Below are 10,429 nucleotides of genomic sequence, written 5' to 3' on the forward strand. Positions count from 1 at the left end.
GCGGTAGTAGCTGAGATTGATCGTCTAATCATACAGAAAGTGACTATTTTGTAGCGTTCAGACAGCACTCTCTCGGCTCGTTCGGGAAGTACCGATTGTAGATAAGTTGGATAGTATCTTCGAGAGTATTGGAGAGATTCAAGATGCACAAGAACAGGCCGAAGAAATCAAAGAAACTCTTGGAAAATCAACTTACAAGAGCCTATTTGATGGCTTAGCCAACCAGTATGATTTAGTAGAAGTCGAAGAAATCAGTGAGGAAATAAAGAATGGCGGAACTCCAAAGCGTAGTAATGACGATTATTGGGGAGGAGATATTCCGTGGTTAAAATCCGGAGAACTTAATGAAGGCTATCTCTCGACTTCTGAGGAGGGACTGACAGAAGAGGGCCTCAGTTCGGGCTCAGCGAAGTTGATGGAACCTAAAACTGTTTTAATCGCAATGTACGGTGCAACTCGGGGTAAAACCGCAATCTTAGAGAAAGAAATGACTACAAATCAGGCTATTTGCGGTGTTCTAGTAAATGAGGAAAAAATCATCCCTGAATTTCTTCAGTTCTGCATTAAAGCCAAAAAAAGAGAACTTGTAGGAAAAGGTAGAGGTGGAGGACAAGATAATATTAATCAGACTACGATTAAGGAGACTAAAATTCCACTTCCTCCACTAGAAGTTCAGGAAGAAATCTTAGAGAAAATCTCTGATATAGAAGAGTTATTGGAGAAAGATTTTGACTCTAAAAGAAAAAAGATAACTGAGGATCTTCCTAAGTCTGTTCTTGCTGAGGCGTTTAAAGGGAATCTTGTCGATTTTGGAGCAATGAGCGAATCTGACGAATTAGGTTCTACTGATCAAGAAATACGTGAGAAACAGGACTCTAGTTTTGACGGGGAGGGTCAACAGAGCTTAGGCGAATACCACTAAGGGTTTCCACGGCCTCGCTTTTACGATATAGCTATCAGGCAAAGTTATTGAAAGAGGCCTCATTTGTTCTCTGTAGATGGTTGAGTTAGTGAATGTTGTTGGTTCGGGTTCTTTTGACAGAGAGTTTGATCTTTCTGTTGTTGCTGAGGATCTTGGTTCTTTAGCTGAGTTTGACGAAGAGAAGTACCCAGGAATGTATGTCCGGCTTTCTGAAGATTCTCCGTTGGCAACGATTTACAGAACTGGTAAATTCATCGTTACTGGTGCGGATTCTATCGATGAGTTGTATGATGTGAGAGAGGAGTTAGTGGATGTTCTGACAGGGCCTGGTATTATTCTCGAAGATGATCTGGAATGGTTCAGTGTTCAGAACTTGGTCTGTACTACTGTTCTCAGCAGTGATTTAAAGTTGAATGCCTTAGCGATTGGGCTGGGTTTAGAACAGACTGAATATGAGCCGGAGCAGTTCCCGGGCCTGATTTATCGGAACCCGGATTTTGAGTGTGTGGCCCTGATTTTTTCGACTGGTAAAGCTGTGATCACTGGTAGTAGTGATTTAGAGGAGGCGGAGGCTGTAGCTTCTTTTCTGGAGGAGAAGTTATCGAGGCTTCAACTGAATTGAGGCCTTGGAGCTGTATTTTACCCCATCGTGCGGAATCTGTGTTCCGTGAGTCGAGAGGGTAGGAATCTAATTGATTTTGCGGAGCGGAATGATTTGTTGAGTGATGAGGAGGTTCGGAAGCTGGTTTTAGCCGCTGGGTTATCTGGTAATGATCGTGTTCAGAGTTCAGTTAGGAAAGCGGTATTGAGTAAGGCTGTTGAGAGTGCGGAGTATCCTTTCGATTCAGTACATTTGTCAGGGCACGTGGAACTGGGGGAGACGTTCCAGGGTCAGGCCTTCAGTCTTTCAGAGGATGATTTGGCGAAGCATCTACTCGCTGTGGGTCAGTCGGGTAGTGGTAAGACGACGTTGTTCTATAATCTGTATAGTCAGGTTGGTAGGCCTTCCTGGTTTTTTGATTTGAAGCAGGATTATCGCCATCTCATCCAGAGAGATGATTTGTTGGTGTTGCCGTGGAGTGAGTTCAAGTTTAATCCGTTGAGGCCTCCAAGTGGTGTTTCGCCTCGTCGTTGGGCTCAAGTGTTTTCAGAGATTTTCGGTTACTCTACGGCGTTGCTCAGTGGTTCGAAGAATTATTTGCTGAAGAAGCTGATCGAGTTATACCGGTTGTATGGCCTTTTCGACCAGGTTTCGGGGCCGTTTCCTAGTCTTCATGAGTTGGAGATCTTGGTTAGAAGTGATGGGATAAATTATGCTCGTGCGTCCGCTGATTACCGGGACAGGTTGTTGAATCGGTTGGAAGCATTGAATCTCATAGCTGGTTCTGTTTTTGATTGCAGCCAGGGCTACAGCATCGAAGAGCTTCTTCAAAGGGATGTGGTGTTTGAGTTTGACGGTTTGAGCCGGGACGTCCAGAACTTGCTCATGGAGGCCTTGTTCGCATACGTCTACGAGTATAGACTGGCGCAAGACCATCGTGGAAAAGGCCTGAATCATTTGTTTTTCTTGGATGAGGGCAAGCAGGTTTTCTCGGTGTATAAGGAGCGTCAGGATGCTTCGGGTATTCCGGAGATTGATGTGTTGACGGCGAAGATGCGGGAGTTCGGTGAGGGATTAGTGGTGGGTGATCAGGAAGCTTCCAAGTTGACGGATTCGATCAAGGCCAACACGCACACGAAAGTCTTGTTGACTGTGGGTGACCGGAAGCAGTTTGACGCGGTCGCGGGTTCAATGGATCTGTCTAGGCGGCAAATGAGGTTTGCCTCAGAGCTTGGTGTGGGCGAGGCAGTTGTCCGGGCCGGTAACCGTGGACCAGTCCCGGTTAAACTCGATGACTATGAGTTGGAGAAAGATTTGAGCGATGAAGAGATCGAGAACAGGATGGCTAAGGAATGGGCCGAACTAGATTATACGGAACGAGAAACCACTAGGAGATTCAGAGACAAGATCGCTCCCGGCCGCACCGAAAAGGTCGAGGAACCAGAGATACTGGAAGACCCAGAGAAAGAAGTCGAGCTCACCAAGGAAGCCGACTGCCTACTCAAAGATGTAATCGAAAACCCGTTCAAAGCCTTAACCCAGAGATACGACTTGTTCTCCAGCCGGTACAAGGGTAACAAAGCGAAAGACGAGCTCGTCGACAAGGGAATCCTGTTCGAGCGGCAGGTGAAAACCGGTGATCGAAAGAAATTGTTGGAGTTGACGGATAAGGGCCGTGAATACGCTGAAAACAGTTTAGAGTTGGAGTTGAAACACAGGGGTCGTGGAGGAGTGGTTCACCGCTACTGGCAACACCGGATCAAAGATGCATTCGAAGAAGCGGGTTGGCACGCATTCCTAGAGAAATTCGATGCCGATGTCTACGTCAACATGGGAAACAACGAATTAGTCGTCGAGGTTGCAATGGGAGACAACCCAAGAGAAATTGACCACATCAAGAAACACCTTGATACCAGCTTCACAGTCTGGATCGCCGCCCGCAACAAGGAAGTCCTCGATGGATTAAAGAAGAGAATGAATGAAGAAGGCCTAGACACGGATCGCGTGGCATTTCGCCTAGTTCGGGACTTCAGCGACCCGGAAAATCTCCCAGTATAGGTAGTTCGGCGGTTTCGGAGTATCGGAATATAGGGTTGTTAGATTACTTTCTGTACTTCGTTCCAGTCTTCGAGTATGTTGTCACCTTTGATCCACCAGTCTTCGAATGGTGGTCGGGAGGCTGCCTTTGTGATTTCAGCGTACTGACCCCGTCCAATCGTGTTGATGGAGGGAATATTGTAGGCGTGGTTTTCGGAGATTAGCCATCGATCGTGGATTTCGCCTGCTGTTTCTCCTGAAATGACCCGCATCTCAGCCTTGATTCCTTTCTCTTCGAGTTCTTCTTTGAATCTCTCAAAGTCTCCTCTGAGGTTGTGGTCGGTTTGAGCGGTTCCGGTGAGGATACGGACTTCGTCAACATCGTCGACGTCTATCTCTTGAATGATGTATTCCAGCCCCTTCCGGGTGAAGTACTTGTCAAACCAGTAGACGTAGGAGTCTGATTTACGGACAAGCTCTCGCATATTCATTTCGTTGGTGAACGGTGTTTCTGGTGAAAGTGTTCCAGCACCACCAGTTATGTCTTCTTCCCCGGTTACTTCTTCCAACTTATTCAATATCTGTTGAGCTCTGTAGTTCAGGAACCGGTCGTAGTCGTTGTTCATCAAGCCCGATTCATCCAGATTCGGGATTAAGTGGGTTTCCAGCGCGTCTTCGAGCTGAGGATTGTTGATCTCGCTCAAATACTCCTTTGGTGAATCGCTGAAGTCTGAGGATTTGTTGATGTTTGCTGGGAGGAACATAATATTCGCTATACTGTTGATCATCTCGTCCTCAACGCCCTGGGTCCGGAGATAGTTGCGTGGGAAGATGTGGTGCATCTCCGTCTGTTTGTATTTGGAGAAGTTGTCGTGTGAGACCGGAGCGTTGTTCACAGGGTTAACTGGGTTTTCACTGGCGAATAGGCAGATTATGGTTTTGACAAACGCGTTTCTAAGGGAGTAGTTCTGGTTGATGATGTCGTCGACAGTTCTACGGATGTAGCTGTACTGGAACTCGACAGGCTCCTCTGTAACGATCTCCTCCATCGATTGCCCGTCCTCCTCTAGTTTGCTGGCAACGGCAGAGTCGAAACGGTTGGAGATTGCGGATTTCCAGAACCAGCGAATCAACTTCTGCTTCTGCTCCTGGCTCGGCTCCTTGTTCTCCATTTGGTAGAAGAATCGGCTGAGAGGTACGATCTGAGCAGGATATGGGAGCAGATCCAGAGTTGGGAGGCTGAGGTTGTTATCGAGGAAGTCGATGGATTTCTTGATCGACTCAATGACGTCTTCCCACTCTTCTTTGACAGCCTCACTATCCAGTCCAAGAATATCCTGTCGTCGACACCGTCCGGCGATGTTGAGAGAAACGGCTTGTAGTATGGTTATATCTGGGAGGTCTTCTCCGATTTCGTCTTTGAATTCAGCTAATTCGTCCCGTAGATTGAATTCTTGTCCGCTCCAGGTCTTGGCGATCATGAGATCGACGACAGTCAGGGTTTGGCCCTTGGTGTTGATTCGTTCGAAGATGTCACATACCGCTTCCCAGTCAGCCTTGTTAGTAAGTATAATTGAGAAGTCGTAGTCGTGGAAGACCTTCCTGAGATGGTTCAGTTTTGTTCGACGCTCTTCAGGGAACTGAGTCAAGTATTCTAAATCCAGTTCACCCTCATCTACAAGAATCCGTTCTAACGGAATGAACCGTGACTGTATTTCTTCCTCGATCGTCCTGATTTCTTCGAGAGTGGTCTCTCCCGAGTCTGTGATGTAGTATCCGCCGTCTTCTTTCCTGATTAGTTGTAGTGTACGCAGCCAGCGGCAGCGTCGGGCAAACTGTTGGTAGGCTGTAGTGGTAGAGCCTCCGTAGATCTCTTGGAAGTCCGGCTTGGCTTCGTTGCGAGTAACGCCGGGGTTCTCTTTGATCAGTTCAAGTGTTTCCTTGATGAATTTGGCCTGGTTGACGAGATTGTTAGCGACGAATTGGTAATCGCGGTTCTCTAATGCGTGTTCACCATCCGGCGTTAGTTCGTAACCGCCTTCGGTCTCTGAAAGAATATTAATGTCTGCTAAGCTGCTGAGGAATTTGTCTAATGGGTTTTCTCCAAGATCTAGGTTCTCTTGTACTTCTTCGAGGGAAGAGTTCTTTACTCCTTCAAGGACCTGTATCAGCATATCCTCGGCCTTGACGCCGGGGACAGAGTACATACTCTTTTTCCGGTCTCGAATGTCTTCTTCCAGAATGAATTCCTCTTCTTCTAGGTCGAAGACGACGTCTATCTCTTTCTCTCCACCCTGCATCTCCAACTCATCACTTTTGGCAGCGTAGTAGAGACTTTTCAGCCTTTGCTGGCCGTCTACCACGAAGAATCGATACTTGAGGTTTGAGGAGCTAGATTCGTTGTCCCCAATAGGAGCAGAGTAGGTGAAGTCCTCGTTGGTAACCCAAAAAATCAGGCTGCCAATCGGATACTTCTTGTAAATACTGTCGAGGAGATCTAGAATCTTCTGCTCGTTCCAGACAAACTCTCGCTGGAACTCTGGGATGTGAATGCTTCCTTCATCAATACTCTTGATTAGTTCCGCATAGCTGAGATCGTCATTCGCAATGTTTCCCTCTTCAGGGATCGTGATGTCCATTGTATGAACAGTAACTCGGAGATTACTTATTTTATTCTTTGGACCAGCAATACGCAAGAGGAACAAGCCAAGAGGAATGTCCAGATCAAAGTTCGTATCTGAATTCCTATCCAGAGAAGTTATTTAAAAATTCTAGACCAATCTTCACTTGAAAAATCAAACGAAGGAAGGAGAGGCGAAAAGCACGTAGAGGAAAGGCGTTGAACCGCTGATTTGTCGGCGGGTCCTGCCACTTTACTAAGGGTTCAGTGGTTACCCAATCGAACCTTGGTGATTCAGGGCAACAGAAACCGTGTCTTTCCCGCTCCTCCTTCTATCTGAAACTGTGAAAAATGAATTATGTCCACAACAAAATACATCGACGTAGACCGTAGTCTCCACAAACTAACCGAGACTACAATCGAACCTGAAAACATCCAATCACTCCACGACTTTATCGACCACTGCGCCGCAGAAGGAATAAGTGAAGTACAACAAGATCGGTTGCTCTGGTCCTGGAAAACGCTGCTACTGAAATTTGCTCCAGACGAATTCAGGATGCGAGGAGCAAAAGAATCCGAGCTAAAAAGGCTGTTAGCTGCTGTCAACAGGAGCGACTACGCAGACTCAACCAAGGTCAAGTTCAAAACAGCGGTGAAGAAGTTCTACCGGATCGAGAATGGAGGCCATGAACAGCCCGATAAAACTCAGTTCTTCAAAGTCGGGAAAGAGAGCTCCTCGATCAGTCGGGAAGACTTGTTTACAGACGATGAGTTGAAACGGTTGTTCCGCAGCTTTTCCAGTGTCAGAGATCGGGCGTTTACGATGGTGATGTACGAATCAGCAGCAAGGCCTGGAGAGCTTTTAGCCCGTAATATCGGCGATTTTAGTTCAGATGGTAAAGGTGATTTTATTTATTTGGAAGGTTTGAAAGGCACGCCAGATAGAACGAATCAGTTGGTGAGATCGGGCAGAGTTGTTCGTGAGTGGTTGATGCAGCATCCGTTGGGCGGTGAGCTAGGTGATATTAAGGATCCTAGTGCTCCGTTGTGGGTGAAAACTGGCCAGCAGGAGTGTATTCACTGCGGGAATATTCCGCAACAACACGGCGACCACTGTAATTATGAGCCGGATCTTAGGGATCGATTACAGTACAGGAATTTCTATAAGATGTTCAAGAAGGCCTGTCGGAAAGCGGATATTCCGAAAAACAAGGATAGGCCGTATAATCTGCGGCATACTCGGTTGACGGAGGTTGCGACTTTCATGGGTTATGAGCAGTTAAACAAGTTCGCCGGTTGGAAGCCGGGAAGTGACCGTGCTAAGGTCTACGTCCATCTCAACAACGATGACGTCAATAAGGCGATCCGGGAACAGTACGGCCTCAACACAGGCGAGGATGAAGAGAAAACGGTTCAGTGCCCGTTCTGTAGTACGGAGAACGAGTCGCAGCATAGTGAGTGCCGGACTTGTGGAAGGCCTTTATCCTTGAAGCAGCAGTCAGAGAAGAAGGAGAAGCAAGCTGTCTTGGAGCGGTTATCGGAGCTTGAGGAGAGAGGTGTTTTGGATAAGTTGGAGCAGCTGTAGGGATGATTGGAAAGTTGGCACAAGGGTGTCAACCTTAGCAGAGAAGATTACAGTAAGCTTACTGTAACCACACTCAGTCTGCGAGTTTGTGATGGAGAAGACGTGCTAATTCGACCTCTGAGAGCGCTTCTGGATCTCGTGTAGCATCAGCTGCATAGTCGATCGCTTCAGCAATGCTATCCAGATCTTGCTCACCCATAATTTCGGCCAGTTTGGCAGCTGTCTCGTCTGAAATAGTGACGCTCGTATATCCATCAGGAGGCATAGATACACGTCTGATCTATATTACCGTAAAATTACTGTACCCTAAGGTTGACACCCCTGACGAGAGGCCTGTTATTGAAAATTAAATCCGTTTTTGGTTTTTTATGGGTTGTTCAGTTTGAGTTCTGGTTCATCGACTTTTCCTTGAATTTTAAACTGTTGGGAAGGGGATAAATGTGCGGTAAGTCCGAACTGTTGGATAAATTCTTGGGTATCCGCCCAGTCCACACCTTCACGGATCTCACCCATACTACTAACAAGGAACTCTTCAGAAGCATCAAATTGGTCAATTAAATCTAAATCAAGTCTACCAGCATAATAAACAGTAATTTCAGCCTCCGTCAAGTTATCCTCAGTAGTATAAAGCGGATTATGCCCTTTATTCTCTAGAGGTTGAGCTGCTTCACCGGGCGGAAACATTGTTTCTCCTCGAAGAGCGTTTTCCACATGGTAAATCTTGTCTTCCTCCTCATTATAGACCAGAGAAGTATTGTGAAATAAGTCTGCTAAAGTGAATCCGTGTTTGTCGTCGAATAAGTATTCAATTGTCATATCTAGGAAATCTGCCTGACCTGAAACTGAAGCTCCTTGAGTTATGTCTCTCGCGTGATTTATCCATTCCCTTGCTATTAGTTCATATTTTCTTTCAGGTTCTTTTCCTTCTAGGTCCAGTTCTTCTTCTATTTTCTGGGCTGCATCGTAGAAGTAGAAGTCATCTCCTGGGTTACCAGCGTTTTTTAATCTTTCTTTTATGAAGTCGTCTCGTAAGTCTCTCCATAATTCGGTATCCTGTAAATGTATCTCTTCAATGTTAGATGGCTCCATATAGGTAGTGTCTGTCAGTGATGTAGTGTATTCCTGGTTGTGGTCCTCGTTAGTTACTTTAATGTCTAGGCCTATCTCTGTTTGCCCAGGGATTATTACCTCGCTACTCATTCGTACCAAGTTGTGTTCTTCATCAAACTCCAGTTCATCTGTAATATTTTCATAAAGTATATCGTTCTCTTCAAAGAATTCTTTACTGTATTCTTCGTGGTCTCTTACCGCGTAAGCATTGGTTATTTCTAAAGTATCAGGCCCTAAATCTGTGTTTTCTCCGCCCTCAAGTACTCTGTTAATATCTATTTCGAACTCTATTCTTTCATCCTGATGTGGAGTGTATTCGTCTTCTAGGAAGTCGTCTGTGTCAGAGCCTTGGACTGAAACACTGTAATCTATTTCCGGTATAGTGTCTCCAGTCGATCCTTCATCGGTTGTGTCATCTGTACATCCAGCAAATCCTGTTAAACCTGCAACTGCTCCTCCAGCTAGAATTACTTTCGCATATTGTCTACGGCCTATCTTACGATACTTCATTATCGCTATGTAAGGGTAGTATCTATTATTCTTTTATCACTTGTTACTTTTTGCGTATTTTTTAATTTCAATTATAGATGTTCTTTACTGCTAAGTTGTGGCTACTGAAATAGAGTGTACCAGTAGGTATAGATGGTTAGATTGATCATTCTTCATAATATGAGAATTGCTTCCAGTGAGGTCTTTGAGGCAGAAGAACTACTTGAAAAAGTGAGTTCGTGGAGTAAAGAGGAGATCGAGGAGTTACCCGGTTTGTATAGGGAGAAGGCAAGAGAATACCGGTCGGACTATACGCAACAAGGCGACTGACAACTGGCTTCCCTGTCCTTCTCCCAATTATTCTTTTGTGGAGTACTTCGATTACGGCGAGATCCAGGCCTTCGACACAGGCTTTGACGTCCAGGAGTTTCTAGAACGGTCGCAGAAGCGGGAAAAGGAGCAGATAGAGAGGAAGCTTGATAGAGTGGACAAACTGCTTGAGGAACGTGAGAAAATCCACGAAAACGCTGTAACCGAATTGGAGTCGAAGCTTAACTGGTACGTTAAGCAGTTAGAAGAGCTGTACCGCACAGGTATCGGCCAAGATAAAGATGAGTTGAAGCAACGGATCGAACAGTTCTACGCGGAACTACGAGAGTTGGAGAGAAAACAGTGGCTGGACACCAAAGAATTAGAACTACAGCGAGAGGAGATCGAGAAGGAACTACAGGACGCAGATTTAGACGATATCCTTGATGTTCTTGAGAACCTCTAGGAGTTCATAAAACAATTTACGCACTCTATTCTCTGACGATGTTGGCCGGTTAGTTAGCACAATTCGTAACCCACCTATGGAATAAAATAGTTAGGCCCGCTAACATTACCTAATCAAGCATGAACAGGGAGAAAGTAGATAAAAGACAATTTTTGAAAGGCCTTGGAGGACTAGGAGCAACAGCAGGAATATCAAGCCTAGCAGGGTGTGGAGACGCAGAAAACGGCGGCACTACCGACGAATACTCGACTGATGAAGAAACAACTACAGATGACACTGGAGATGATGAA

At 45.9% G+C, this 10,429-nt stretch carries 9 protein-coding genes; 6 read left to right on the forward strand and 3 right to left on the reverse strand.

Annotated elements, in window-relative coordinates; translation table 11 throughout:
- Window positions 1-106 precede the first annotated feature (106 nt).
- From CHB65_RS16100 to CHB65_RS16110, 3 genes are all read left to right on the forward strand, one after another.
- A complete protein-coding gene (locus tag CHB65_RS16100) occupies window positions 107-922 on the forward strand; it encodes a restriction endonuclease subunit S (protein WP_179213706.1) in 816 nt (271 codons plus the stop codon).
- Window positions 923-998: 76 nt separating this feature from the next.
- Entirely contained in the window at window positions 999-1,544 is a 546-nt protein-coding gene (locus CHB65_RS16105) for a TATA-box-binding protein (RefSeq protein ID WP_089386036.1), read from the forward strand.
- Between the two features lie 96 nt (window positions 1,545-1,640).
- Window positions 1,641-3,581, forward strand: a complete 1,941-nt coding sequence (locus CHB65_RS16110) for an ATP-binding protein (RefSeq protein ID WP_245810011.1) — start codon at window positions 1,641-1,643, stop codon at window positions 3,579-3,581.
- A 38-nt stretch (window positions 3,582-3,619) separates the two neighbouring features.
- Here CHB65_RS16110 and CHB65_RS16115 read toward each other — a convergent pair whose 3' ends face one another.
- Window positions 3,620-6,199 carry a GmrSD restriction endonuclease domain-containing protein gene (locus CHB65_RS16115; protein WP_089386037.1) on the reverse strand — a complete coding sequence of 860 codons (2,580 nt, stop codon included), beginning with the start codon at window positions 6,197-6,199 and terminating at the stop codon, window positions 3,620-3,622.
- A 339-nt stretch (window positions 6,200-6,538) separates the two neighbouring features.
- On the opposite strand from CHB65_RS16115, the gene CHB65_RS16120 reads away from it, so the two are divergent.
- On the forward strand, window positions 6,539-7,765 hold the full coding sequence (locus CHB65_RS16120) for a tyrosine-type recombinase/integrase (protein ID WP_089386038.1): 1,227 nt from the start codon (window positions 6,539-6,541) through the stop codon (window positions 7,763-7,765).
- A gap of 73 nt (window positions 7,766-7,838) precedes the next feature.
- On the opposite strand, the gene CHB65_RS16125 is transcribed toward CHB65_RS16120, so the two are convergent.
- Both CHB65_RS16125 and CHB65_RS17145 read right to left on the reverse strand, forming a co-directional pair.
- The gene (locus CHB65_RS16125) at window positions 7,839-8,030 is read right to left on the reverse strand and encodes a hypothetical protein (protein WP_089386039.1); all 192 of its coding nucleotides are present in this window, start codon (window positions 8,028-8,030) and stop codon (window positions 7,839-7,841) included.
- A gap of 101 nt (window positions 8,031-8,131) precedes the next feature.
- On the reverse strand, window positions 8,132-9,385 hold the full coding sequence (locus CHB65_RS17145; RefSeq protein WP_143420470.1) for a hypothetical protein: 1,254 nt from the start codon (window positions 9,383-9,385) through the stop codon (window positions 8,132-8,134).
- A gap of 159 nt (window positions 9,386-9,544) precedes the next feature.
- Between CHB65_RS17145 and CHB65_RS17570 the strand changes: the two genes are divergently transcribed.
- Complete coding sequence (locus tag CHB65_RS17570) at window positions 9,545-9,694, forward strand: hypothetical protein (RefSeq protein ID WP_179213707.1); 150 nt, start codon at window positions 9,545-9,547, stop codon at window positions 9,692-9,694.
- Between the two features lie 37 nt (window positions 9,695-9,731).
- Window positions 9,732-10,139, forward strand: coding sequence for a hypothetical protein (locus CHB65_RS16130; RefSeq protein WP_089386040.1), 408 nt, complete (start codon window positions 9,732-9,734; stop codon window positions 10,137-10,139).
- Window positions 10,140-10,429: the final 290 nt, after the last annotated feature.

Origin of the sequence: Halorubrum vacuolatum (genome assembly GCF_900188065.1) — an archaeon.
In the GTDB taxonomy this organism is placed as follows: domain Archaea; phylum Halobacteriota; class Halobacteria; order Halobacteriales; family Haloferacaceae; genus Halorubrum; species Halorubrum vacuolatum.

What these genes read in the sequence shown, in the direction of transcription:
- CHB65_RS16105 (WP_089386036.1), top strand. Translation starts at nt 999, where the DNA reads ATGGTTGAGTTAGTGAATGTTGTTGGTTCGGGTTCTTTTGACAGAGAG.
- CHB65_RS17570 (WP_179213707.1), top strand. Translation starts at nt 9,545, where the DNA reads ATGAGAATTGCTTCCAGTGAGGTCTTTGAGGCAGAAGAACTACTTGAA.
- CHB65_RS16120 (WP_089386038.1), top strand. Translation starts at nt 6,539, where the DNA reads ATGTCCACAACAAAATACATCGACGTAGACCGTAGTCTCCACAAACTA.
- CHB65_RS16115 (WP_089386037.1), bottom strand. Translation starts at nt 6,199, where the DNA reads ATGGACATCACGATCCCTGAAGAGGGAAACATTGCGAATGACGATCTC.
- CHB65_RS16125 (WP_089386039.1), bottom strand. Translation starts at nt 8,030, where the DNA reads ATGCCTCCTGATGGATATACGAGCGTCACTATTTCAGACGAGACAGCT.
- CHB65_RS17145 (WP_143420470.1), bottom strand. Translation starts at nt 9,385, where the DNA reads ATGAAGTATCGTAAGATAGGCCGTAGACAATATGCGAAAGTAATTCTA.